Origin of the sequence: Mucilaginibacter lutimaris (assembly GCF_042676625.1) — a bacterium.
GTDB lineage: Bacteria > Bacteroidota > Bacteroidia > Sphingobacteriales > Sphingobacteriaceae > Mucilaginibacter > Mucilaginibacter lutimaris.
Genome location: NZ_JBHTIA010000003.1, coordinates 515,163 through 541,171, shown reverse-complemented (window position 1 = coordinate 541,171; position 26,009 = coordinate 515,163). Strand labels below are relative to the sequence as shown.

The following is a 26,009-nucleotide window of genomic DNA, read 5'->3' as shown; positions in this document are numbered from 1 at the left end:
ATTAATTAATATTGAAATTCTGGATCAATATGGTCTTTTATCAAAGTTCTGATGCCTTCAACATCCAACCATTCGTCGTTAGAGCCGGAGTTGTATTCAAACTCGGCAGGTACCTCTTTAGCATTATTTGCTTTAAGGTAATCTTCTTTAGTATACCTGAATGTTTGTGGTAATATTACGTAGTAGCTACCAACATCAACGGTGTTATATGAATCTGAAGCGGTGATCATTTCCTCGTGGATCTTCTCGCCGGGGCGGATACCTGTAACTACTTTCTCGCAGTTAGGGCCAATAGCCTCAGCAACATCGCCAATACGATATGACGGGATCTTTGGAACAAATATTTCGCCACCCCATGAGTGCTCTAATGCGTGTAAAACCATTTTAACGCCATCCTCAAGAGAGATGTTAAAACGGGTCATTTTTTCATCGGTAATAGGTAACACACCCGAATCGCGTTTTGAAAGGAAGAACGGAATAACCGAGCCGCGTGAACCCATTACGTTACCATATCTTACTACAGATAATTTTAAATTGCGCGAGCCTTTCATATTGTTGGCAGCAACAAATAATTTATCTGAACACAGTTTGGTTGCGCCATAAAGGTTGATAGGTGCCGCGGCTTTATCTGTAGATAAGGCAACAACATCTGTTACACCAGAGTCGAATGCCGCGTCAATAACATTTTCGGCACCAAATATATTGGTTTTGATACACTCCATAGGATTGTACTCGGCGGCGGGTACTTGCTTTAATGCAGCGGCGTGGATAATGATATCAACGTTTTCGCAAGCTCTTTTTAAACGCTCTTTATCCCTAACATCACCTATAAAATATCTAAGCGCGCTATATTTTTCAGGACTAAACTGTTGAGCCATTTCAAATTGTTTCAGCTCATCGCGCGAATAAACAATTACTCTTTTTACTTCAGGATAGTTATTTAATACAGTTTCGATAAACTTTTTACCAAAAGACCCTGTACCACCTGTTACAAGAATTGATTTTCCTTTTAAATCCATTATAGTGTTTCTATTTTTTTATCAGTGTAATTAATTTCAAGCCATTTGTATATTTTATTAAAATTCAACTCAGGGCTCGTATCGTATTTTATATCAATTATCATTTGCTCAATGCGTTTATGATCGTCCGGGCTATCTACTGTAAGTAGTTTATCAACCGTCGGGTTTAAACCGTCTATCGTATTATCATAACTTAACAGTTTAAATCTATCTCGGTTATCCCTAAAATAAGGGGTAACGTGCTCTTTATGGTAATCATTAAGATCGGGTTGTGCCCAAACTTTTCTTAACGCGCCAACATTTATGTTCTCATAAGCAATGTGCGATAACCCATCTACATAAGTATAATCATTACTTCCGCTTATGTGTTGCTTAAATAAAAAAGCGCTCACGTCATGCCGGTTAAACGGGTTATCGGCGGTTACCCTTATTACTTGGTCGCCATTTTGCAAATCTTCAGCAGCTTTTATAAACCTGCTTAACACATCTTTACTATCACCCCTTACACATTTTGCTCCTAAATAAGCGCAATAGGCCTCAATAGGGTCATCCTCTGTAAGGGTTGAGGTAGCAACCGTAACGCCTGTTATAAAATCGTTCCTTTTTACTGTATCAATTACCCGCTTTAAAAGCGGTATGCCCGCTAATGGCATTAAGGATTTACCCCTTAATCTGGAGCTACCCATTCTTGCCTGAATAATTGCTTCAACTACCATAACAGTGTATATGTATTACAACCTGGCATCAACCATGTTACGGTCTAAAGTTCCTTTTATATCAAATATTACCGAGTTTTCGTTAGTGTACTTTTTAAAGTCGAACTCTTTAAACTCATCATGCGATACTGCCGCTACAATGGCATTATATGTTTCGCTTTTATCTAATTTGCTTGTAATATCTATACCGTACTCTTTTTTAACTTCGTGCGCGTCAACCCATGGGTCGTATATTTCTACATCAAGGCCAAATTGCTTAAGCTCGTTGTAAATATCAATAACCTTGGTATTCCTAAAATCGGGGCAATTTTCTTTAAATGTAAAGCCCATTATTAAAGCTTTTTCGCCGTTAATTTTATGATCCTTTTTGATCATCAGCTTAATAACCTTGTTGGCTACAAACTCAGCCATATTATCATTAACACGCCTGCCCGATAAAATAACTTCGGGGTGATAACCTAATGATTCCGCTTTGTGCGCCAGGTAATATGGGTCGACACCAATACAATGGCCACCTACCAAGCCCGGTTTATATTTTAAGAAATTCCATTTTGTGCCGGCAGCGTCCAAAACGTCGTTAGTATCAATACCTATTTTATCAAATATTAAAGATAATTCGTTTACGAATGATATGTTAACATCGCGCTGGGCGTTTTCAATAGCTTTTGATGCCTCTGCAACTTTAATGCTTGGCGCCTTGTGGGTGCCCGCAGTAATAATTGCTGAATAAAGTTCATTCACCATATCGGCAATTTCGGGAGTTGAACCCGATGTAACCTTTTTTATAGTGGTTAAGGTATTTACTTTGTCGCCCGGGTTTATGCGCTCCGGAGAGTAGCCTATAAAAAAGTCTTCGTTAAATTTTAAGCCCGAGGCTTTCTCAAGTACAGGCACACAGTCTTCTTCGGTACATCCCGGGTATACCGTACTTTCGTATATAACCAGATCATTTTTTTGCAAGGCTTTACCCAGCATTTCAGATGCTTTGATCAATGGGGTAAGATCCGGCGATTTAAACTGATTGATAGGTGTTGGTACAGTTACAATAAAAACATTGCATTTTTCAAGGTCTGTTTTATCAGAAGAAAAATGAAGGCCGGTATTACCGGTTTTGGCCATATCAATCACCTTGTTAAGGTCTTCAAGATCAGCCTCTAAAGTGCTGTCTAGCCCTTTGTTAAGTTCTTGTACCCTGGCATCATTAATATCAAAACCCAGTACATTAAATTTCTTACCAAACTCAATAGCTAATGGTAACCCAACATAACCTAAACCAATAATTGCAAGGTTAATATCTTCTGAAGAGCGGTTAGCTAAGTACTTTTGAATATACGTTAAAGGCATAAAAATTATTCTTATTATGTTTAAAAGTAATACTGTTATTTTAGGTAACTGTTAATTATTTATTAAAAAGGTTCTTAAAAAACCCTTTTTTCTCTTTTTCATCTTCCTGATAATAGCCGCCATAACCATAGCTATATCCATACCCGTACCCATATCCATAGGTCTTTTGCAGGTTAATAGCGTTCATTACAATATTCAGATTTTTGAATTTGCGGGTAACGTAGTAATTGTTTATTGCGTAAAGCTGGCTCTTGGCTGTATAATCGTGCCTTACAATGTATAGTGTAGTATCTGAGAATTTACCTAAAATCTGCGCATCAGTTACCAAACCAACCGGAGGTGCATCAAGCAGTATGTAATCAAATTCTGTTTTTAGCTTCTCTATCAGCTCATCTATCTTGCCGTTAACCAACAACTCGGCCGGGTTTGGCGGTATAGCACCGCTGGTAATAATGTAATAATTTTCTTGTATAGGTACTTTCTTTATTATTTTAGAATAATCTACCTGCCCTATTAAATAATTTGACAAACCATTGTCATTACTAATATCCAAGCTCTGGTGCAACTTTGGTTTACGAAGATCCAGCTCAAGGATAACCACTTTTTTGCCGGACATGGCTAAACTTGCGCCAAGGTTAAGGGAGATAAATGATTTACCCTCACCACTCATACTTGATGTAAACAACAATACCTTTTTACTTGGGTCGGAAATAACGAACTGTAAATTTGTTCTTAAAGATCTCACCTGTTCGGCTATCATCGAACGCGGCTTTGTAACAACTAACAGCGGGCCAGATTCGCTTGAGTGAGATATCTCGGCAAGGATAGGCGCCTTCGTAACCTTTTCTATGTCCTGCTTACGAGTTATCCTGAAATTAAGCAGGCTGCTTATATAAATTATGGCTATAGGTAATAAAACACCTATTAATAAAAAGAAGGTATAAATAACACTTTTTACAGGCTTTACCGGTGTGCTGCTGCTCCAGGCGGCATCAAGCGTTCTGCTATCGGCCACACCCGATGCAAGTTGCATGGCAGTTTCCTCGCGTTTTTGAAGTAAATAAGTAAATAAATTATTTTTAATTTCCTGCTGACGCATCACATCAAGCAAACCGCGTTCTTTTACCGGCACTTTTTTAATTACCGATTCAAAACTATTGTTTTTCATCTCCAGCTGCTGCCTGGTTATCTGTAAGCCTTTCTTCAGATTTTCTACGGCCGAGCTAATCTGCTGTTTTAAAGATGTTATCTGGTCGTCAAAGGATGAAACTATAGGGTTAGTTTCGGGTACGGTTTGTAAAAGGCTTTGCCTTTTAAGCTGAATATCGCCTAACTGTTGTACCAAACCTAACAAGGTTGGGTCGTCAATACCAAACATTGATGGTAATGAGGCGGAACTTTTACCAGATGTTCTGAGGTAGTTCTCTAAATTTGAAAGAACACTTATCCGTATACCAATTTTATTTAATTCGGCATCATTGGCACCTATACCTGTTATAAACTCTTTAGATTCGGCACCAATATCTGTGATCTGGTTAGATGATTTATATTGCTCCACATTTTTTTCTACAGAGCTAAGGTCCTGAGCTATAACAGATAGCCTTTCATCTATAAATTTTAATGTGTTAGACGTTATTTTATTCTTGTCTTCAATTGCAGCCTGGTTGTACTCTAATATTAAATTATTTAAAATGTCCTTTCCGCGTTGAGGAATGGCATCTTCAAGTGATATATTTAATACGGTTGCCTGTTTACTAACCGGGTTTATCCTGAGTTTTTGGCTAAAATATTTCGCAACATTTTCTACGGTGTTAAATCTAACCTCATATATCGTGTTCTGCTTTTTGTTCCAGTTAGGGTTAAGATTTACCTGTAAAACACCAATCTCGGTTTTAATTGGAAACCCTACTGGATATTTAACACCATTTATTTCAACTACACTATTATTTAGTAAATGTATTTTAGTGCGGGTGTTATAATCTACATTACTATTTTTGTTTATAAGTTGTACTGTAAATGGTATATTACCGTAAGCCTCACTCTGTTTAATTGTTTGGGTATAGTAGTAAAAAGTTTCCAGATTTAGTTTTTCAACCACTTTTTCCATTATGGTTTTCGACTTGAGTATTTGTATCTCGTTGTCGATGATCTTACCAGACGAGAACATATCAAGGTCCTTAAGCAAGTCGTTTGAATTACCTGCACCCTGCTTATTATCCTTTATAAGCAGGTCTGTCTCTACTTGGTACAACGGTGTAGCAAATTTCACATATACATAACCAAGGCATAAGAAGAAAATTATTGATAAAAATATCCACGGCCAATACCTTAAATATCTGAATAGCAATTCACGAAAATTAGTCCCTTCTCTTTCCTGATCTATAAAATCATTCAAATTATCATTATTGGTCATATTATTTCAATTGGTATAAAAAGAAGCGAACGCTTATTTACGGGTATAGTTAAGGATAATAGCAAAAAAGGATAATGCACTTAAAATAATTGGGATGATCTGATATGTTTTATCGGTTTGTGCAATCCTGCCTTTACCTGGTTCTACGTATATAACATCATTGGCATGCAGGTAATAATAAGGGGAGCTATACACACTGCGATTGGTAAGATCTACCCTGCCAAATTCTTTTTTACCATCAACATCCCTTATTACTAATATATTATTGCGTTTACCGTAAATGGTTAAATCGCCGGCCATGCTCAGTGCTTCGGGCAGTGTTATCTTCTCATTGGCGATAACATAAACCGAAGGCCTTGCAACCTCGCCCATAACAGATATTTTATAGTTCAGAAAACGAACGTTAACCGTTGGTTCTTTCAAATACTTTTGCTGTAAACGCTCCTTAATAAGGTCTTTGGCCTGCACGGTGTTTAACCCCGCTACTTTTATTGACCCTAAAAGCGGAAATTCAATTGTACCGGCTGCATCTACAAGATAGCTCTGAACCAAATTTGGCTGAGAGGCAGACGTAGTAACGCCCGACGCTGATGCTGAATTATCTGTGGTTGTATTACTGGGAACTGAAGCGAACGGATTAAAGAAACTACTGGCGACAGGGTTTAATGAACTAACGTATATACCTAAAATATCGCCGCTTTGTATGGTAGGTATGTAGGTTTGGGCAACAGAAACAGTATCTGACTGGTTAACCCCTTTTTGAAAATAAGCAATTTCTTTTTGATTTATGCATGAGGATAAAGCAAAAACAATAGTTAAGAACAAAAAAACATTAAAATAAATATTTTTTTTCATATTGATGGTGGTAGAATTGTCGCAAAAGTATTGTTTTATATGTAATTAAGCAACGCTAAAGTAATGTTTGTATGTTAAAAATATTATCATTCTATAATATAAATATATTAATTATTAGGATTTATTGCTTAATTTACAATTAAACACGCTTTTTTAATATAAAATTCTCAAGAAAATACCACTTGCTGCGACGATAAACAATTTGGTTTTATAATTGTTTTAATTATTAAAAAAATCATCTTTAAGGTCGTCAATTTCACGCCTGTCACGTTTTGTAGGGCGGCCAGCTCCCCTGTCGCGTGTAAGAATTGGCGCATGAAAAACCGATTTAAAGGCGTGCGTTTCTTCCATCGGGGTTATATCCTCATAAAACATAACGGCCGTTTTGGCATCGGTTCGGCTTTCCAGCAACCCTGTTACTTTCAGTACACGTTTATCGGGTCCTTTAGATACGGTGTAAACCTCTCCTATCTTTACCTCGTGCGATGGCTTTATATTATTACCATCAAGCTTAACACGCCCTGCCTTGCAGGCATCAGATGCCATAGTGCGTGTTTTAAACGCACGGATAGACCATAAATATTTATCAATTCTTAACTTTTCTTTCTCAGCCATATTTCTCATTCATTTTTCACCAGTTCATTAGTTTATTGGCATTGTAGCTTACAATTTGCATCGCGTTTTATGAAACACAAATGAACAATTGAACTAATGAACCATTGCACAATGAAACAAATCTCCTTAAAATTCCTTTAATTTGACAAAATTTATATACTGTAATGATCGACCTTAAAAAAATGATTGAGGATGCCTGGGATAACCGCACCCTTTTAAGTGAAAGCGACTACATTAATGCTATAAATACCGTTATTGAGCGACTTGACAAAGGCGAGATACGGGTAGCTGAACTTATTGGCACACGCTGGCATACTAACGACTGGATAAAGAAAGCCGTGATATTATACTTCCCTACCCGCGCCATGGAAGAAATTAAAACCGGCCCTTTTGTGTTTCATGATAAAATGAAACTAAAAACCAATTATAAAGAACTTGGCGTACGCGTAGTACCTCACGCAATTGCCCGTTACGGCGCTTACCTTGCACAAGGTGTTATTATGATGCCATCATACGTTAATATTGGCGCTTACGTTGATGAAGGCACCATGGTTGATACCTGGGCTACTGTAGGTTCATGCGCGCAAATTGGCAAGCATGTTCATTTAAGTGGTGGTGTTGGTATTGGCGGCGTGTTAGAGCCGGTGCAGGCTGCACCTGTAATTATTGAAGATAACTGTTTCCTGGGTTCTCGTGCCATTGTGGTTGAAGGTGTACATGTAGAAAGTGAAGCCGTATTGGGCGCTAACGTAGTATTAACCGCATCTACTAAAATTATTGATGTAACCGGCCCCGAGCCAATTGAATATAAAGGGCGTGTACCTGCCCGCTCTGTAGTTATACCAGGCTCGTACACTAAAAAATTCCCGGCTGGTGATTACCAGGTGCCATGTGCATTAATTATTGGTAAACGCAAAGAATCGACCGATAAAAAGACATCGCTTAATGATGCTTTAAGGGAGAATAACGTAGCGGTGTAGTTATAGATATGAGACATGAGATATTAGATTTGAGATTACCTTCAGCATGGTTCAATAAAAATTAGATGATGCGGCCTGTCTCAAATCTCATATCTCATATCTCAAATCCCAAAATATTGATAAGACTGCCCAACTGGCTTGGCGATGTGGTAATGAGCACCGCTTTTATCAACGCAGTAAGGCAGCTTTATCCCGATTCACTAATTGATGTTATCATCAAAAAAGAGCTTGGAAGTATCGCCGCGCTCATTCCCGGTTTAAACAATATATATCTTTTCTCGAAAGAAGAGCACAAAGGCCTTGGCGGCGTTTTTCGTTTCGGCAGATCGTTGCGTAAAGGTCAATACAATATTTTTTTAAATCTCCCCCATTCCCTGTCGTCGTTTGTAATGGCCCGGGCAAGTGGCGCAAAACAGCGTGTTGGTTTTAGTAAGGAAGGCGGCATGTTTTTGCTAACCCGGCCGGTTACAAAACCAGCTAATCTGCACCGGGTTGATGGATACATTTACTTACTGGAAAAATTTGCCGGAAAGGCAGTGACCGAAAGGCAGGTTAAACTATCAGCAGATCGGGCTGCCCATATAAATGATACTGTAGTTATAAATTTTAATTCCGAGGCTTCATCACGCAGGATGCCCTTAGAAAAAGGGCGTAGTATAATTAACACGCTAACAAATACATTTAAAAATATAACATTTGTTATTGTTGGTTCGCCAAAAGAAACGGCATTTACAGATGAATTATTAATAGGGCTGGATAACCCCGACAGGCTACAAAACCTGGCCGGTAAAACTAATTTAAAAGGCCTTGCCGAAACTATGGCCGCCAGCAAAGCTGTACTAACAACAGACTCCGGCCCGGCACATCTGGCAAACGCCCTTGGCACACCTACTGTAGTTTTATTTGGCGCGGGCGATGAAACCAACACTGCACCATACAACACAAACAATCTACAGGTGATACGTTATGGCAAGCTGGAATGCGAGCCATGTGTGCGTAATACCTGCAAATTATATGGCGTACCCAAATGCATGGAAATGCTGGATGAAATAAAAATAATAAAAGCATTAGATTTGCACCTCAATCATGCTTAAAGACGAAGTAAACAAAGCGCTAAAAATTGTGCAGGATGGTGGAATTATCCTATATCCTACCGATACCATATGGGGCATAGGCTGCGATGCCACAAACACCGATGCCGTTAAAAAGATCTACGCCCTTAAACAGCGTGAAGAAAGCAAGAGCATGATCATTTTGCTTGATATAGATAATAAGCTGCAAACGTACATCAGCGAAGTACCTGACATTGCTTACGATCTGATAGAGTATGCCGAAAGCCCTTTAACACTGGTAATGCCCGGCGCCAAAAATATTTCGCCCGCACTTATTGCCGCAGATGGAAGCGTGGGTATTAGGGTTACAAGCCACCCATTTTGCCAGCAGCTTATACAGCGCCTGCGCAAACCTTTGGTATCAACATCGGCTAATATTAGCGGTAAACCCTCGCCCGAATACTTTTCTAAGATAGACCAGGATATTATTGATGGGGTTGACTATGTTGTTGACATTGACCAATATAGTACCGAAGTTAAGAAACCATCTACCATCATGAGGTTGAACCCAAATGGCGGTTTCGAATTTATTCGCCGTTAATTTTTTTATAATCGCTAAATTTGCGCTGTAATACAAGCCTGTTAGCAGCCTACTTATGAAACAACACCTGCAACATCCGGTATTTTCTGTTATTTCTAAACTTGCTGCCGAACAAAATGTACAGGCCTACGCAATTGGTGGTTACGTGCGCGATATTTTCCTGAACCGCCCTTCTAAAGATATAGATATTGTAATTTTAGGCAACGGTATTGATTTCGCCGAAGCCGTTGCTGCAAAGCTAAATGTTAAGGTATCGGTATTTAAAAATTTTGGCACTGCCATGCTTCGTTACCAGGACGTGGAAGTTGAGTTTGTAGGCGCCCGTAAAGAAAGCTACCGGTCTGACTCGCGCAAGCCTATTGTAGAAAACGGCACACTTGATGACGACCAAAAACGCCGTGATTTTACCATTAATGCACTTGCAATAGCCCTTCATTCGTCACAGTTTGGTGAATTGATAGACCCTTTTGGCGGCATTGCAGACCTGGAGGCAAAAATCATCCGCACACCCTTAAACCCCGTCGAGACATTTTCTGACGACCCGCTGCGAATGATGAGGGCTATCCGTTTTGCAAGTCAGCTCGATTTTAAAATTGACGAAGAGGCCATTGCCGCCATAAAAAGCAACCTTCATCGCATTAAAATTGTATCGCAGGAGCGCATAACAGATGAACTGAATAAGATCATCCTGTCCACCAAACCATCAATAGGTTTTAATTACCTGTTTGATACGGGTATGCTACATATAATTTTCCCGCAGATGGCTGCGCTGTACGGTGTAGAGGTTATAAATGGCAAAGGCCATAAAGATAATTTTTACCACACACTGCAGGTGCTGGATAACATTTGCGAAACTACCGACGACCTTTGGCTGCGTTGGGCCGCTATATTGCATGATATTGCCAAACCCCCAACCAAACGCTTTGAGCCAGGCCATGGGTGGACATTTCACGGACACGAAGACAAAGGCGCCCGCATGGTGCCCAAGATCTTTACACAGTTAAAACTGCCGCTGAACGAGAAAATGAAGCTGGTACAAAAGCTGGTGCAATTGCACCTGCGCCCTATTGTACTTTCGCAATCAATTGTTACCGATTCTGCCGTGCGCAGGTTATTGTTTGAGGCGGGCGATGATATAGAAGCCTTAATGCTTTTATGTAAAGCTGATGTTACCACTAAAAACGAATACAAGGTTAAAAAGTACCGCAACAATTTTGAACTGGTACAGCAAAAGCTAAAAGACGTTGAAGAGCGCGATAATATCCGCAACTGGCAGCCACCTGTAACAGGGTTGGATATTATGCATCTTTTTGGTATTGGCGAAGGCCGTGAAGTGGGTATTATTAAAAACAAGATCCGCGAAGCAATATTGGAGGGCGAGATACCAAACGAACGCGAGGCGGCAATAAATTTCACAATTGCAAAAGGGCAAGAAATTGGCTTGAAAGTTGTGGCGAACACAAATTAATTTAACATATTATTTTTGACAAAAAACTACTTATAAAATGGCACTATACAGGTTCAGGGTTACCTTTGAAGATTATGACGACGTTTCCCGGGATATCGATGTAAAATCTAACCAGACATTCGAAGATCTTCACAAGGCTATACACCAATCTACCGGTTATAACCCCGAATTTCCGTCCTCTTTTTACATCAGTAACGACCAATGGATGAAGGGTGAGGAGATCACCTACCTGCCAAATCAAAAGCGGATAGACCGTAAGATCCCTTTAATGGAAAATATAAAGCTGAGCAGCTTTATTGATGATCCGCATCAAAAATTTTATTACACCTTCAACTTCGACAGGCCTTTTGATTTCCATGTGGAGTTAATGAAGATCATTTTGGAAGATGCACCGGGTGTTACTTATCCTGCTGTTGTGCGTTCTGTTGGCGAAGCCCCAAAACAGTTTGGCAATGTGTTTAACCCTACTGTAGCAGCAACTGAAACCGGCGATGAAGATTTCGACTTTTTAAACGAGATGGCTTACAACCACGATGATGCAGATGAGTTCTCTGAAGTGACCGATACAGGTGTTGAGGACGAAGAAGAAACCAAAGGCGACGAAGAGGAAGAAGATGAATTTGGTTTTGGCGACGACGAGGCTTTTGAAGACGACGAAAAACCCGGCCGCGACGATTATTAATAAATTTAGTTGATGGTTGATAGATCATAGTTCATAGGACCAACGTGTTTATTATTACTGTAACTACTACGAACCATGATCTATGAATCATAAACTCCCCACTCTCATTGTAATTGCCGGCCCTACGGCTTCGGGTAAAACCGCGGCCGCCATTAGCCTGGCGCAACATTTCAATACTGTAGTAGTTTCTGCCGATTCAAGGCAGTTTTTCCGGGAAATGTCTATCGGTACGGCAAAGCCAACCCCTGAGGAGTTAGCCACGGTACCACATTATTTTATTAACTCGCATAGTATTACCGAGCCGTTCTCTGTTGGTGATTTTGAGCGCGAGGGAATGAAGTTATTAACCAAACTTTTTGAAAAGCGTAATGTGGTAATTATGGCGGGCGGATCCGGCCTTTATATCCGCGCAATTACCGAAGGGTTTGATGAATTACCCACTGCCGACCCCAATATACGAGAAAGGCTAAATCAAGAGCTTGCCACCAACGGCATCACAGCCCTGCAAGAGCGATTAAATGAGGTCGATCCCATCTACTATAACGAAGCTGATATAAACAATCCACAGCGCGTTATAAGGGCCCTGGAGGTGTATGAGGCTACGGGCAATCCTATTTCATCATACCGTAAAGCAAAGGTAAATCAACGCCCGTTTAATATCATCAAATACGGTTTAGACCTGCCGCGCGAAGAATTATATGACCGTATCAATAAACGTGTAGATGTAATGATACAGGATGGTTTAATAGATGAAGTGGCAGCATTGGTGCCATTTCGGCAATACAATGCCTTAAACACTGTAGGGTATTCGGAACTTTTTGATTTTTTCGACGGCAAAACGGATATCGACACCGCCATAGCCCTTATAAAACAAAATACACGCAGGTTTGCCAAACGGCAATTAACCTGGTTCCGAAAAGATAAAGACATAATTTGGGCCTCTCCTAACATGGTTTTAACATTAGCAAAATCCTAATTTAACCTACCCATTATTTTATTGTTTTATAAGATATTTATTATTTAATCACTTGATTATTATATATCTTAGTACCCTAATTAATTAACACATTTGATGACACCCCCTACTATTAACAGGAGAGCTTTCCTTGGCTCTCTGTCGGCTTTTCTTGTGCTTGTTGGCTGCAAAAAGGCCGACCCTAAACCAGCTACCGCTCCACCAACAACCACAACGCCTATTACTAACGGTAACGCAAACCCTGTAATACCGCCCAAAGTATATGACCAAAGCCTATATACAACAACCGAGTTAGGGCCAAACTTAATAAACGGCACCGACTTTAGCTCTACCCTTTATGGATATACAGATAAACTGGCATACAAAAGAGGCGATATGCTGGGTTTATATTACTCCGGACCGGCTAATCCAAAGCAGGTAATTACGCTGTCGGATTTTAACGGGAAAATAATGGGCTATTACTCGGCACCGGTAAGTGTACAGAAAATGAAAACCAATAAACCATGGCTGGATGGTTGTAAATTTGATAAAACGGCCGATATAAAACTTCCCGATAATTTAAAGCCCGGTGTTTACAGGTTTAGAGGGACTAATTATTTCGTAATATCTGATAATGACAACTACCACGATATTACCATAGTTTACCCAACTAATACCGACAACGCATACAACTATGGCGGCGGTAAAAGTATATATGACCCGGCATTACCCGATAGGGCTACAGTATCGTCATTTGCCCGCTATCAGGACGGTCTCTTAAATCGCAAGGATTTTACATCAAGCTTCTTCTTTTGGATGATGACTCAAAATTACGATGCTAATTACATTACCGACGCTGATCTTGATGATTACAAAAACATCGAAAAAACCAAGGTTTTAATGATTGTAGGCCATAGCGAGTATTGGACACGCGCCGCCCGAGAGAATGTAGATAAATTTGTTGCGAGCGGAAGAAACATGCTGGTATTATCGGGCAATACAATGTATTGGCAGGTTAGGTATAATAAACCCGAAAACCTCATGATATGCTATAAGGATAATAATTTAGACCCGCTTAAGGATAGCCCTTACAGTACAACCCTTTGGGATAGTCCTTTCTTAAAGTATCCTATTATAAATAGTATTGGGGCCGACTTTGCCGGCGGGGGGTATGGCAATAAACTGGAAAACAGGCAAGACGGTTATAAAATTGTAAATGATAAATCTCCCTTGTTTGAAGGTACTGGTTTAAAAAACGGAGATATATTATCTATACCGACAATAGAATATGACGGCGCGCCTGTTGTTAAAATGATCTCTCCGGGTTCTAAAACTATACCTGTTATTGATAACACCAAGCTAAACTTCCATCAGATAGAACTCTTAGGTTATGATTTTGCCGCTAATGGTTCTGACGCGGGGCCTAATGTAGCCTCTAAAGGGCTGGGCACCTTTATTGTATTTAAAAAGACACCTACATCAGGTACGGTTGTTAATGTTGCTACTACCGACTGGTGTAACAAACGTGGTATTGGCGGTAAAGATAAAGAAAAAGTAAGGCAGATCACCAAAAACATGATCGATAAATCGTTAAGCGATCAAACGCTTTTTGTAAGCTAACAACTTTGCTGTATAATACAACAGCTGCTTAATTTGATAGCAGCTGTTGTATGTATTGGCCGTAGCCGCTTTTAATATATTTATTTGCTAATACCTGTAATTGTCCGGCATCAATATACCCCATAAGGTATGCTACCTCCTCTATACAACCTATTTTTTTGGCCTGGCGCTTTTCTATCACCCGTACAAACTCTGTGGCATCACTAAGCGAATCGAACGTGCCGGTGTCCAGCCATGCTGTACCTCTATCCATTACACCTACATGCAGGTTACCCTGCTCAAGATAAACCCGGTTTACATCGGTTATCTCATATTCGCCGCGTGGCGATGGTTTTATGTTTTTGGCTATCTCAACAACACTGTTATCATAAAAATATAATCCGGGTACAGCAAATTTTGATCTGGGCTTTGTGGGTTTCTCTTCTATAGAAACGGCTATATTATTTGTGTCAAATTCTACCACGCCATATCGCTCGGGGTCGGCAACCGGATATGCAAATATAGCCGCGCCATTTACGTTGTTAAAGCTTTGGATGAGTTTACTGAAGCCAGATCCATAAAAGATATTATCGCCTAACACAAGCGCTACTTTATCATCACCAATAAATTTTTCGCCAATCACAAAAGCCTGGGCCAGTCCGTTTGGTGTTTCCTGTATAGCGTACTCAAAACGGCATCCAATCTCTTCCCCCGTGCCTAACAAACGTTTAAAGCCGGGGTTATCTTCCGCAGTTGTAATGATCAGTATCTCGTTTATACCCGCCAGCATCAAAACAGAAAGCGGATAATAGATCATGGGCTTATCATAAATAGGCATCAACTGCTTACTTATGGCCTTGGTTATTGGATAAAGCCGCGTGCCCGATCCGCCTGCTAATATGATACCTTTCATAGGATAATTAGTGATTTAGTGAATTATTGATTTAGTGATTGGTGCAGCGAGCGAGTACCGCGTTCGCCTTCAAATTTTTATAATCTGCACATCTGTAATCTGCACATTTGCACATCTTAATTTTGGTCAAGCCTGTTTATACAAACCTTTAAACTATCTCTCCAATACGGAATTTGGATGCCAAATGTTTGCTTTGCCTTTGATTTATCCATAACAGAATATGGTGGGCGCACCGCACGGGTTTTGTATTCGCTGGTTGCTACCGGGGTAACATTAACGTTAGTGCCCGCAAGCTCAAATATAGCTTTCGCGAAATCGTACCACGAAGCGATGCCCTCATTACTATAATGATAGATGCCGTAAGCTGTGCTATCGCTTTGGATGATATGGATAATAAACTCTGCAAGATCAATAGCATAGGTTGGTGTACCCGCCTGGTCGGCAATCACGCTCAGCTGGTCGCGCTCGGCACCAAGCTTGAGCATAGTTTTCAAAAAGTTATTCGCGAACTCGGAGTATAACCATCCGGTGCGAATGATAAAATATTTATCAAGCAAAACCGGGATTACGCGTTCGCCATCCAGCTTGGTTTGGCCATAAACGTTTATAGGCCTGGCTTCGGCATCTTCGCTTAACGGGGACGATCTATCACCCTTAAAAACAAAATCCGTAGAGGTATGGATAAGCGTTGCATCGTGCTTACTGCACAATCTCGCCAGGTTTTCAACCCCCGTTACATTAACTTTGGCAGCAGTTTCCGCATCGTCTTCGGCTTTATCTACGGCAGTGTAGGCAGCGCAATTTATAGCATAGTCTGGCCGGTGTAGCGCAAATAATGTTTCTAACCCTTCAACATCTAATATATTAGCCTCGCCCTCATCCGGGAATACAAAATGATCCAGCTTTTTATCGGCAACAAGCTTTTTAAAACATTGGCCCAATTGGCCCGAAGCACCAAATACGATAGTTTTACTCATAATTTGCAGTATGGGATTTGATATATCAGTAACCTCTTAACGCTCTACATGTTTCAACAAAAAGTCGTGATATGCAAGTTTAATACCTTCTTCTAATTCGGTCTTATAAGTCCACCCTTTTTCTGCTAACTTAGATACATCCATCAGTTTACGTGGTGTACCATCGGGCTTGCTGCTATCAAACTTAAGTTCGCCGGCGTAACCCACAATTTTTTTAATGAGCAGGGCAAGATCCTTTATGCTGATCTCTTTGCCGCTGCCAATATTTATAAAACCGGCTTCATCAAAATTCTGCATCAAATAGTAGCATGCTTCGGCCAAGTCATCGGCAAACAAAAACTCGCGCAAAGGCGAGCCGCTTCCCCATATCACAACCTCGGCCGCGCCACTCTCCTTAGCTTCATGAAAACGGCGGATAAGCGCAGGCAGCACATGTGAGTTTTGGGGATGATAATTATCGTTATAACCGTAAAGATTGGTTGGCATTACCGATATGAAATCGCAGCCATATTGCGCACGGTAAGCATCGCACATTTTAATACCTGCAATTTTAGCTATGGCATAAGGCTCGTTGGTTGGCTCAAGCAAACCTGTAAGCAAAGCATCTTCGTGCAAAGGCTGCGGTGCCATCTTGGGGTATATACAGCTTGATCCTAAGAACATCAGTTTGGTAACGCCATTTACATACGATGAATGGATGATGTTATTCTGGATCTGCAGGTTATCATACAAAAACTCCGCACGATAAGTATTGTTAGCTACAATGCCCCCTACCTTAGCTGCTGCCAAAAAAACGTAGCCTGGCTTTTCTTCAGCAAAAAAAGCGGCCACCGCAGGTTGGTCGCGCAGGTCAAGCTCAGCCGATGTACGCGTTACAAAGTTTGTAAAACCCTCGGCCCGTAGTTTCCGCATAATGGCAGAGCCTACCATTCCACGGTGCCCGGCAATATATATTTTATCTGTTTTGTTCATTGATTGGTTCATTGGTTCATTGGTTCAATATTTCATTGGTAGTATGGCGGCAACTATTGGTGAGCTTAGCACTAATAAACCAATGAACAAGTGAACTAATGAACTATTTACGCCTGCCCCATCGTTCCGCCAAAGTTCATTGGGAAACCGGTCGGCTCATTTTGAATTTTAATACGGCCATTAGCATCCTCAAACTTCTCCACGTTATCTTGCAATGCACTTAACAGGCGCTTGGCATGTTCCGGCGTTAGCACAATACGCGATTTTACTTTTGCCTTGGGCACACCCGGCATCACACGGATAAAATCTAATACAAACTCCGAGCTGGAATGAGTTATAATAGCCAGGTTAGCGTAAACACCTTCGGCCATCTCTTCAGAAAGTTCAATGTTGATCTGGTTTTCGTTTTGTTCTTCCATGGTAGTAAAAGTAATAAAAATAGCAAAGCCTCCCGTTTTCACAGAAGGCTTTGCAAAAGTATTTAAAAAATCTGATTAAGCTTCCACTTCCTCAGTTTTTGAAGCCATCAGGCGATCAAACTCTTCCTGAGAACCTACACGGATATTTTCGTATTCGCGTAAACCGGTTCCTGACGGGATTAAGTGACCAACAATAACGTTTTCTTTCAGGCCAAGCATGTTGTCTTTTTTACCTGCTATGGCTGCTTCGTTCAGTACTTTTGTAGTTTCCTGGAACGATGCGGCTGAAATGAACGATTTTGTACCTAATGATGCTCTTGTGATACCTTGTAACATCGGGCTCGAAGTTGCTGCAATTGCATCCCTTACCTCTACTAATTTTAAATCTTTACGTTTTAAAATAGAGTTTTCGTCCCTTAGTTTCCTCAATGATATGATCTGTCCTGCTTTAAGAGTTGTAGAATCACCCGGATCAACAACAACTTTCTTATCAAACATCTCATCATTTTCGGTCATGAAGTCCCAGCTGTCAACTGCTTCCCTTTCAAGGAAACGGGTATCGCCGGCATCTTCAATGGCAACCTTCTGCATCATCTGGTGAACAATCACCTCAAAGTGCTTATCGTTAATTTTCACACCCTGTAGGCGGTAAACTTCCTGTATACCGTTAACAAGGTATTCTTGTACCGCGGCAGGGCCTTTAATTGCAAGGATATCTGCCGGAGAGATAGAACCATCAGACAATGGCATACCTGCTTTAACAAAGTCGTTATCCTGTACAAGAATGTGTTTAGACAATGGCACAAGGTATTTTTTAACCTGGCCGTCTTTACTTTCAATAGTGATCTCGCGGTTACCGCGTTTAACACCACCTAAAGTTACCACACCATCAATCTCGGTTACTACCGCAGGGTTAGATGGGTTACGTGCTTCAAATAACTCGGTTACACGTGGTAAACCACCTGTAATATCTCGCGTTTTACCGGTTGAACGAGGGATTTTAGCAATAACTTGTCCGGTTTGTAATTTCTCACCTTCTTCAACAGAAATGTGGGCACCTACCGGGATGTTGTAACCTTTAATGATGTTACCTTTATTATCAGCTATTTGTATAACAGGGTTTTTAGTTTTATCCCTGGTATCGATAATTACCTTCTCGCGGTGACCGGTTTGCTCGTCACTTTCCTCGCGGAACGTGATGCCTTCCAATACCGATTCGAATGTGGTGATACCGGCAAACTCAGAGATAATAACCGCATTGTACGGATCCCATGAACATATACGATCGCCTTTGCTAATGGTAGCGCCATCCTTAACATACAGGTATGAACCGTATGGGATGTTGTTGGTAACAATTACTTTATTTGTACCGGCCTCAATGATACGGAACTCGCCTGAACGGCCCAATACCACGTCAACCAATCCTTCTTCTGTTTTGTATTCTACGGTACGTACGTTCTCAAACTCTATAATACCATCAAATTTAGCGTTGATCTGAGACTCGGCCGCGATGTTAGAAGCGGTACCACCCACGTGGAATGTACGTAGTGTTAACTGTGTACCCGGCTCACCGATTGACTGTGCAGCAATTACACCTACAGCCTCGCCCATTTGCACGCGTTTACCACTTGCAAGGTTACGGCCATAACATAAAGCACACACACCGCGCTTGCTCTCACAAGTTAATACCGAACGGATCTCAACACCCTCTAACGGTGAGTTTTCGATCTTCTTGGCAATCTCTTCAGTAATGTCTTCGCCTGCGGAAACTAAAAGTTCGTTGGTGATAGGGTCATGAACATCATGCAAAGTTGTACGGCCTAATACACGGTCGTATAACGGCTCAACAATATCCTCGTTATCTTTTAGTGCAGTTGTGTAAATACCGCGTAGGGTACCACAATCAACCTCACCAACGATCATATCCTGGGCAACATCATGTAAACGACGGGTCAGGTAACCGGCATCCGCAGTTTTTAACGCTGTATCCGCCAAACCTTTACGCGCACCGTGGGTAGAAATGAAGTACTCTAATACCGATAATCCTTCTTTAAAGTTAGATAAGATAGGGTTTTCGATAATTTCACCGCCCGAACCTGATTTTTGAGGTTTAGCCATCAAACCACGCATACCTGCAAGCTGACGGATCTGCTCTTTAGAACCACGGGCACCCGAGTCAAGCATCATGTAAACCGAGTTGAAGCCCTGGTTATCGTTGCTTAGGATGTTCATCACATTGGCGGTTAAGCGGTTGTTGATACGGGTCCAGATATCAATGATCTGGTTGTAACGCTCGTTGTTGGTAATGAAACCCATGTTATAGTTGTTCATTACATCTTCAACTTCTTTAGAAGCCTGGGCTATCAAAGTAACTTTCTCTTCAGGGATGTTTATATCCTTTAAGTTAAATGATAAACCACCACGGAACGCCATCTGGAAGCCTAACTCCTTAATATCATCAAGGAACTGGGCCGCGCGTGCCATACCGGTGTTTTTAACAACCTCACCAATGATATCACGTAATGATTTTTTGGTCAATAGCTCGTTAATGTAACCCACTTCTTCGGGCACGTGCTGGTTAAATAACACGCGGCCTACAGTAGTTTCAATGAGTTTGGTAACAATGTTACCTTCGCGGTCTTTTATCTTTCCTTTTACCTTAATAAAGGCGTGTAAGTCTATTTTCTTTTCGTTGTAAGCGATAATTACCTCTTCGGCAGAATAGAAAGTTAAACCCTGGCCTTTTACCACACGGGTTTCATCTGTTTTACGGCCTTTGGTTATGTAATACAAACCAAGCACCATGTCTTGCGAAGGTACTGTAATAGGTGTACCGTTGGCAGGGTTTAAGATGTTGTGTGAGGCAAGCATTAATACCTGGGCTTCCAAAATTGCCGCGTTACCAAGTGGTACGTGCACAGCCATCTGGTCACCGTCAAAATCCGCGTTGAAGGCGGTACAGGTTAACGGGTGCAATTGTATAGCCTTACCCTCAACCAGTTTTGGCTGGAATGCCTGTATACCTAACCTGTGCAGCGTAGGTGCACGGTTTAATAATACAGGGTGGCCTTTTAATACGTTTTCTAAAATGTCCCAAACTAATGGGTCTTTACGGTCTACAATTTTCTTTGCAGATTTTACTGTTTTAACCACACCACGTTCTATCATCTTACGAATGATAAATGGTTTGAATAATTCAGCGGCCATATCTTTTGGTAAACCACACTCGTGCAGTTTCAAGTTAGGGCCTACAACAATTACCGAACGTGCCGAGTAATCTACACGTTTACCTAATAAGTTTTGACGGAAACGGCCTTGTTTACCTTTCAGGATGTCTGATAGTGATTTAAGGGCGCGGTTACCTTCGGTTTTCACCGCGTTAACTTTACGCGAGTTATCGAATAACGAATCTACAGCTTCCTGTAACATACGTTTTTCGTTACGTAATATAACTTCCGGTGCTTTTATCTCAATTAAACGTTTTAAACGGTTGTTGCGGATAATTACACGGCGGTATAAATCGTTCAAGTCGGAAGTAGCGAAACGGCCACCTTCCAATGGTACTAACGGGCGCAATTCAGGCGGGATAACCGGAACGATCTTAACGATCATCCATGACGGGTTATTCTCTATCCTTGTTGCTGCACCACGGAAAGCCTCAACAACCTGTAAGCGTTTTAGCGCTTCGTTTTTACGTTGCTGAGAAGTTTCGTTAGCTGCCTGGTGACGAAGGTTGTATGAAAGCTCATCCAAATCGATACGTTTCAACAATTCTTCTAATGCCTCGGCACCCATTTTAGCCACAAATTTTTGTGGGTCTTTATCATCCAGGTACTGGTTTTCTTTTGGTAAAGTATCCAATATATCCAGATATTCTTCTTCTGTCAGGAAATCCATTTTAGAGATACCGTCAGCTTCTTTAATACCGGGCTGAATAACTACATATCTTTCGTAGTAAATAATCAGGTCTAACCTTTTGGTAGGTAAGCCCAGCAGGTAACCAATTTTGTTTGGCAACGAGCGGAAATACCAAATGTGCGCAACAGGCACCACCAAATTGATGTGGCCCATACGCTCGCGGCGAACCTTTTTCTCAGTTACTTCAACACCACAACGGTCACACACTATACCCTTGTAACGGATACGTTTGTATTTACCACAGTGGCATTCGTAATCTTTAACCGGACCGAAGATACGCTCGCAGAACAAACCGTCACGCTCGGGTTTGTAGGTACGGTAGTTAATGGTCTCAGGTTTTAAAACCTCACCGCTTGAACGCTCAAGTATAGATTCCGGAGAAGCTAAACTGATGGTAATTGTGGTGAAATTACTCTTGATTTTATTATCCTTTTTGTAAGACATAGTCTACTTTGATTTTTTAATGTTTGAATTAGTGATTTAGCGAATTAGTGATTTAAAATCACAGTTTACTAAGTTGAATTAGTGAGAGAGCGAATAGTGATAAATCACTACTCATTCCCTCACTAAATCACTAATTATTCTAAAGTGATATCCAAACCTAAGCCGCGCAACTCATGAACCAATACGTTGAATGATTCCGGTACTGACGGTGTAGGCAGGTTTTCACCTTTAACGATAGCCTCGTATGTTTTGGCACGGCCGATAACATCATCCGATTTAACGGTAAGTATCTCTTGCAAGATGTTTGATGCACCAAATGCCTCAAGTGCCCAAACCTCCATCTCACCAAAACGCTGACCACCAAACTGGGCTTTACCACCCAATGGCTGTTGTGTAATAAGTGAGTACGGACCGATAGAACGCGCGTGCATCTTATCATCAACCATGTGGCCCAGTTTAAGCATGTAGATGATACCTACAGTTGTTTGCTGGTCAAAACGGTCGCCTGTTAAACCATTGTATAAGTAGGTACGGCCAGATTCCGGTAAGCCTGCTTTTTTAATCCACTCCTCAACCTCTTCGTGGCTTGCACCATCAAAAATTGGGGTAGCGAATTTAACGCCCAGCTCTTTACCTGCCCAACCTAATACGGTTTCATAGATCTGGCCAAGGTTCATACGTGAAGGTACACCCAGTGGGTTCAACACAATATCAACCGGGGTACCGTCTTCTAAGAAAGGCATATCTTCGTCACGTACAATACGTGCAACAATACCTTTATTACCGTGGCGGCCCGCCATTTTATCACCTACTTTAAGCTTACGCTTCTTAGCGATGTAAACTTTAGCCATTTGTACAATGCCCGATGGCAGCTCATCACCCACGCTTATAGCAAACTTATCGCGACGGTAAGCGCCCAGTTCTTCGTTCACTTTAATGTTATAGTTGTGAAGCAAAGTTTTTATCTGCTCGTTTTTATCGTCATCAGTTGTCCATTTTGTTGGGTTGATGTTCTCGTAGTTAAGCTCAGCCAAGATTTTTTGGGTAAACTTAACACCTTTAGCTACAAACAGCTCTTTGTAAACATTATAAACACCTTGCGATGTTTTGCCGTTCACTATCTCAAATAACTTCTCAATTAAAGTGTTTTTAAGATCTTTTACGGCTTTATCATGCTTAGCATCAAGTTTCTCGATCTGAGCTTTTTCTTCTGCCTTAGTGGTTTTCTTAGCACGACTGAAAAGTTTAGTATCGATGACAACACCCGCTATTGATGGCGGAGTTTTTAACGATGCATCCTTAACATCACCTGCTTTATCACCAAATATGGCACGTAAAAGTTTTTCTTCCGGTGAAGGGTCTGATTCACCTTTTGGAGTGATCTTACCTATCAGGATGTCGCCTTCTTTAACCTCGGCACCAACACGGATGATACCGTCTTCGTCAAGGTCTTTAGTAGCTTCTTCTGATACGTTAGGGATATCCGGTGTCAATTCCTCTTCGCCACGTTTTGTATCACGTACTTCAAGTTCAAATTCTTCAACGTGAAGCGATGTGAAAATATCCTGAGATACTACGCGCTCAGATATTACGATCGCATCCTCAAAGTTATAACCTTGCCAAGGCATGAATGCCACTTTAAGGTTACGGCCTAAGGCAAGCTCACCATTCTGGGTTGCGTAGCCCTCACAAAGTACTTCACCTTTGGTAACCCTCTGGCCTTTTTTAACAATAGGCTTTAAGTTAATGGTAGTGCTTTGGTTAGTCTTTTTAAACTTGGTTAACAGGTAGCTCTTAGTATCGCCGTCAAAAGAGATAAGGCGGTCAAGTTCGCTACGGTCATACTTAATTTTGATCTCGTTAGCATCAACATACTCAACAACACCATCGCCTTCGGCGTTGATAAGGGTACGAGAGTCTTTTGCTACACGGCCTTCCAAACCTGTACCTACTATTGGCGCCTCGGGGCGTAATAACGGCACAGCCTGGCGCTGCATGTTAGATCCCATCAATGCACGGTTAGCATCATCATGCTCCAGGAACGGAATTAATGAAGCCGCGATTGACGTGATCTGGTTTGGAGCGATATCCATCAGATCCAATTTATCCGGGTCGATAATAGGGAAGTCACCTTCGAAACGTGCTTTAACACGTGGATTGGCAAATACACCCTTATCATCATAGTAAGCGTTAGCCTGGCCAATGGTTTTACCATCCTCATCCTCTGCAGATAAGTAGATAACCGGCTCATCAACCTGTACTTTACCTTCAACCACGCGTTTGTACGGGGTTTCTATAAAGCCTAAGTTGTTGATCTTGGCGTGTACACAAAGTGATGAGATCAAACCAATGTTCGGTCCTTCCGGAGTTTCGATAGTACACAACCTACCGTAGTGGGTGTAGTGAACGTCACGAACCTCGAAACCTGCACGCTCACGCGACAGACCGCCGGGACCTAAGGCTGACAGACGACGCTTGTGCGTGATCTCTGCCAGTGGATTGGTTTGGTCCATAAACTGCGATAACTGGTTTGTTCCGAAGAACGAGTTGATCACAGATGATAGTGTACGTGCGTTAATAAGGTCGGTTGGTGTGAACACCTCGTTATCACGAATGTTCATACGCTCGCGGATGGTACGTGCCATACGCGCTAAACCAACACCAAATTGTGCGTAAAGCTGCTCGCCAACAGTACGAACACGACGGTTTGACAAGTGATCAATATCATCCACCTCAGCTTTTGAGTTGATGAGTTTGATCAGATATTTCACAATCGCTATGATATCCTGCTTGGTTAATACTTTTGTTTCGTCAGAAGTATTCAGCTTTAATTTACGGTTGATGCGGTAACGGCCCACATCGCCCAAATCATATCTTTTATCTGAGAAGAATAAACGATCGATGATACCACGAGCTGTTTCCTCATCTGGTGGTTCAGCATTACGTAACTGGCGGTAGATATGCTCAACCGCTTCCTTTTCAGAGTTTGAAGTATCTTTTTGTAACGTGTTATATATAATAGTATAATCACCGCTGGTGGCAGCATCCTCTTTGTTAAGGATGATGGTTTTAACACCGGCATCAATGATCATATCGATGTGATCGTCTTCCAGTACGGTTTCGCGCTCAAGGATGATCTCGTTACGGTCGATAGATACCACTTCACCGGTATCCTCATCCACGAAATCTTCTACCCATTTTTTAAGCACCCTTGCAGCAAGCTTACGGCCAATAAATTTCTTTAAGCCGCTTTTGCTTACCTTAACTTCGTCTGCAAGCTCAAATAATTCTAATATATCTTTATCAGAATCATAACCTATAGCACGAAGAAGCGTGGTAACCGGGAACTTCTTTTTACGGTCAATGTAAGCATACATCACGTTGTTAACGTCTGTAGCGAACTCAATCCATGAACCTTTGAAAGGTATAACACGGGCCGAGTACAATTTTGTACCGTTGGTGTGGCGGCTTTGGCCAAAGAACACACCAGGTGAACGGTGTAATTGAGATACAATTACACGCTCGGCGCCATTTATAACAAATGTACCTTTAGGTGTCATGTAAGGGATGGTTCCCAGGTACACGTCCTGTACAATTGTTTCAAAATCTTCGTGCTCAGCATCATTACATGATAAACGAAGTTTTGCTTTTAATGGCACACTGTAAGTTAACCCGCGCTCAATACACTCACGTATATCGTAACGTGGCGGATCAATAAAATAATCAAGAAACTCTAAAACGAAGATGTTCCTTGAATCTGAAATAGGAAAGTTTTCGGCAAATACTTTAAACAACCCCTCTTTGTAGCGGTTGTCTGACGTGGTTTCCAATTGAAAAAATTCCTGGAAAGATTGTAACTGTACATCCAGGAAATCGGGGTAATCAAGTACCTTTCTGCTGGTTGCAAAGTTTACTCTTTGGTTATTATTGTTTGCCAAGGTGTTATAATTTAATTTTATTAAACCTGTGTTTAGATATGAGATATTAGATGCGAAATCTGAGACAGATAAGAACTTCTCTTTTTATAAAACGTGAGATTCTCATATCTCATATCTCACGCCTCAAAT

19 protein-coding genes are annotated in these 26,009 nt (G+C 41.2%); 7 read left to right on the top strand and 12 right to left on the bottom strand.

The features are described from left to right. Positions 1-5: 5 nt before the first annotated feature. From pseB to ACFQZI_RS03225, 6 genes are all read right to left on the bottom strand, one after another. On the bottom strand, positions 6-1,019 hold the full coding sequence (pseB, locus tag ACFQZI_RS03250; RefSeq protein ID WP_377138327.1) for a UDP-N-acetylglucosamine 4,6-dehydratase (inverting): 1,014 nt from the start codon (positions 1,017-1,019) through the stop codon (positions 6-8). Then, on the bottom strand, positions 1,019-1,735 hold the full coding sequence (locus tag ACFQZI_RS03245) for a cytidylyltransferase domain-containing protein (RefSeq protein WP_377138325.1): 717 nt from the start codon (positions 1,733-1,735) through the stop codon (positions 1,019-1,021). Before ACFQZI_RS03245 ends, pseB begins: the two co-directional genes overlap by 1 nt. Positions 1,736-1,750: 15 nt before the next feature. After that, on the bottom strand, positions 1,751-3,079 hold the full coding sequence (locus ACFQZI_RS03240; RefSeq protein ID WP_377138322.1) for a nucleotide sugar dehydrogenase: 1,329 nt from the start codon (positions 3,077-3,079) through the stop codon (positions 1,751-1,753). 55 nt (positions 3,080-3,134) lie between these two features. After that, positions 3,135-5,492, bottom strand: coding sequence for a GumC family protein (locus ACFQZI_RS03235; protein WP_377138319.1), 2,358 nt, complete (start codon positions 5,490-5,492; stop codon positions 3,135-3,137). A gap of 33 nt (positions 5,493-5,525) precedes the next feature. Further along, on the bottom strand, positions 5,526-6,347 hold the full coding sequence (locus tag ACFQZI_RS03230) for a polysaccharide biosynthesis/export family protein (protein WP_377138317.1): 822 nt from the start codon (positions 6,345-6,347) through the stop codon (positions 5,526-5,528). Positions 6,348-6,566: 219 nt separating this feature from the next. Then, positions 6,567-6,962 (bottom strand): RNA-binding S4 domain-containing protein, encoded by a 396-nt coding sequence (locus ACFQZI_RS03225; RefSeq protein ID WP_377138314.1) that lies wholly within the window; start codon positions 6,960-6,962, stop codon positions 6,567-6,569. A 164-nt stretch (positions 6,963-7,126) separates the two neighbouring features. On the opposite strand from ACFQZI_RS03225, the gene ACFQZI_RS03220 reads away from it, so the two are divergent. From ACFQZI_RS03220 to ACFQZI_RS03190, 7 genes are all read left to right on the top strand, one after another. Beyond that, positions 7,127-7,942, top strand: coding sequence for a 2,3,4,5-tetrahydropyridine-2,6-dicarboxylate N-succinyltransferase (locus ACFQZI_RS03220; RefSeq protein WP_377138312.1), 816 nt, complete (start codon positions 7,127-7,129; stop codon positions 7,940-7,942). 116 nt (positions 7,943-8,058) lie between these two features. After that, on the top strand, positions 8,059-9,036 hold the full coding sequence (locus ACFQZI_RS03215) for a glycosyltransferase family 9 protein (RefSeq protein WP_377138309.1): 978 nt from the start codon (positions 8,059-8,061) through the stop codon (positions 9,034-9,036). After that, complete coding sequence (locus ACFQZI_RS03210; RefSeq protein WP_377138306.1) at positions 9,029-9,595, top strand: L-threonylcarbamoyladenylate synthase; 567 nt, start codon at positions 9,029-9,031, stop codon at positions 9,593-9,595. The genes ACFQZI_RS03215 and ACFQZI_RS03210 overlap by 8 nt, the downstream gene beginning before the upstream one ends. A gap of 55 nt (positions 9,596-9,650) precedes the next feature. Next, positions 9,651-11,063, top strand: a complete 1,413-nt coding sequence (locus ACFQZI_RS03205) for a CCA tRNA nucleotidyltransferase (RefSeq protein WP_377138304.1) — start codon at positions 9,651-9,653, stop codon at positions 11,061-11,063. A 37-nt stretch (positions 11,064-11,100) separates the two neighbouring features. Beyond that, positions 11,101-11,745, top strand: coding sequence for an IS1096 element passenger TnpR family protein (locus tag ACFQZI_RS03200; RefSeq protein WP_377138301.1), 645 nt, complete (start codon positions 11,101-11,103; stop codon positions 11,743-11,745). Between the two features lie 82 nt (positions 11,746-11,827). Next, positions 11,828-12,721, top strand: coding sequence for a tRNA (adenosine(37)-N6)-dimethylallyltransferase MiaA (miaA, locus tag ACFQZI_RS03195; RefSeq protein WP_377138299.1), 894 nt, complete (start codon positions 11,828-11,830; stop codon positions 12,719-12,721). A gap of 96 nt (positions 12,722-12,817) precedes the next feature. Beyond that, complete coding sequence (locus ACFQZI_RS03190) at positions 12,818-14,320, top strand: N,N-dimethylformamidase beta subunit family domain-containing protein (protein ID WP_377138297.1); 1,503 nt, start codon at positions 12,818-12,820, stop codon at positions 14,318-14,320. A 28-nt stretch (positions 14,321-14,348) separates the two neighbouring features. On the opposite strand, the gene rfbA is transcribed toward ACFQZI_RS03190, so the two are convergent. From rfbA to rpoB, 6 genes are all read right to left on the bottom strand, one after another. After that, positions 14,349-15,212 carry a glucose-1-phosphate thymidylyltransferase RfbA gene (gene rfbA / locus ACFQZI_RS03185; RefSeq protein ID WP_377138294.1) on the bottom strand — a complete coding sequence of 288 codons (864 nt, stop codon included), beginning with the start codon at positions 15,210-15,212 and terminating at the stop codon, positions 14,349-14,351. A 116-nt stretch (positions 15,213-15,328) separates the two neighbouring features. Further along, positions 15,329-16,189 carry a dTDP-4-dehydrorhamnose reductase gene (rfbD, locus tag ACFQZI_RS03180; protein ID WP_377138292.1) on the bottom strand — a complete coding sequence of 287 codons (861 nt, stop codon included), beginning with the start codon at positions 16,187-16,189 and terminating at the stop codon, positions 15,329-15,331. A 36-nt stretch (positions 16,190-16,225) separates the two neighbouring features. Beyond that, on the bottom strand, positions 16,226-17,161 hold the full coding sequence (locus ACFQZI_RS03175) for a GDP-L-fucose synthase family protein (protein ID WP_377141728.1): 936 nt from the start codon (positions 17,159-17,161) through the stop codon (positions 16,226-16,228). A gap of 107 nt (positions 17,162-17,268) precedes the next feature. Next, on the bottom strand, positions 17,269-17,580 hold the full coding sequence (locus tag ACFQZI_RS03170; protein ID WP_377138289.1) for a DUF3467 domain-containing protein: 312 nt from the start codon (positions 17,578-17,580) through the stop codon (positions 17,269-17,271). A 75-nt stretch (positions 17,581-17,655) separates the two neighbouring features. Continuing rightward, on the bottom strand, positions 17,656-21,942 hold the full coding sequence (rpoC, locus tag ACFQZI_RS03165) for a DNA-directed RNA polymerase subunit beta' (RefSeq protein ID WP_377138287.1): 4,287 nt from the start codon (positions 21,940-21,942) through the stop codon (positions 17,656-17,658). A 134-nt stretch (positions 21,943-22,076) separates the two neighbouring features. Further along, on the bottom strand, positions 22,077-25,880 hold the full coding sequence (gene rpoB / locus ACFQZI_RS03160) for a DNA-directed RNA polymerase subunit beta (protein ID WP_377138285.1): 3,804 nt from the start codon (positions 25,878-25,880) through the stop codon (positions 22,077-22,079). Between the last annotated feature and the right edge of the window lie 129 nt (positions 25,881-26,009).

Bases quoted from the DNA above. Each gene is read 5' to 3' on its own strand.
- rfbD (WP_377138292.1), bottom strand. From the start codon at position 16,189: ATGAGTAAAACTATCGTATTTGGTGCTTCGGGCCAATTGGGCCAATGT.
- ACFQZI_RS03240 (WP_377138322.1), bottom strand. From the start codon at position 3,079: ATGCCTTTAACGTATATTCAAAAGTACTTAGCTAACCGCTCTTCAGAA.
- ACFQZI_RS03205 (WP_377138304.1), top strand. From the start codon at position 9,651: ATGAAACAACACCTGCAACATCCGGTATTTTCTGTTATTTCTAAACTT.
- miaA (WP_377138299.1), top strand. From the start codon at position 11,828: ATGAATCATAAACTCCCCACTCTCATTGTAATTGCCGGCCCTACGGCT.
- ACFQZI_RS03220 (WP_377138312.1), top strand. From the start codon at position 7,127: ATGATCGACCTTAAAAAAATGATTGAGGATGCCTGGGATAACCGCACC.
- rpoC (WP_377138287.1), bottom strand. From the start codon at position 21,942: ATGTCTTACAAAAAGGATAATAAAATCAAGAGTAATTTCACCACAATT.
- ACFQZI_RS03170 (WP_377138289.1), bottom strand. From the start codon at position 17,580: ATGGAAGAACAAAACGAAAACCAGATCAACATTGAACTTTCTGAAGAG.
- pseB (WP_377138327.1), bottom strand. From the start codon at position 1,019: ATGGATTTAAAAGGAAAATCAATTCTTGTAACAGGTGGTACAGGGTCT.
- rfbA (WP_377138294.1), bottom strand. From the start codon at position 15,212: ATGAAAGGTATCATATTAGCAGGCGGATCGGGCACGCGGCTTTATCCA.
- ACFQZI_RS03200 (WP_377138301.1), top strand. From the start codon at position 11,101: ATGGCACTATACAGGTTCAGGGTTACCTTTGAAGATTATGACGACGTT.
- ACFQZI_RS03225 (WP_377138314.1), bottom strand. From the start codon at position 6,962: ATGGCTGAGAAAGAAAAGTTAAGAATTGATAAATATTTATGGTCTATC.
- ACFQZI_RS03190 (WP_377138297.1), top strand. From the start codon at position 12,818: ATGACACCCCCTACTATTAACAGGAGAGCTTTCCTTGGCTCTCTGTCG.
- ACFQZI_RS03210 (WP_377138306.1), top strand. From the start codon at position 9,029: ATGCTTAAAGACGAAGTAAACAAAGCGCTAAAAATTGTGCAGGATGGT.
- ACFQZI_RS03175 (WP_377141728.1), bottom strand. From the start codon at position 17,161: ATGAACAAAACAGATAAAATATATATTGCCGGGCACCGTGGAATGGTA.
- ACFQZI_RS03235 (WP_377138319.1), bottom strand. From the start codon at position 5,492: ATGACCAATAATGATAATTTGAATGATTTTATAGATCAGGAAAGAGAA.
- ACFQZI_RS03245 (WP_377138325.1), bottom strand. From the start codon at position 1,735: ATGGTAGTTGAAGCAATTATTCAGGCAAGAATGGGTAGCTCCAGATTA.
- ACFQZI_RS03230 (WP_377138317.1), bottom strand. From the start codon at position 6,347: ATGAAAAAAAATATTTATTTTAATGTTTTTTTGTTCTTAACTATTGTT.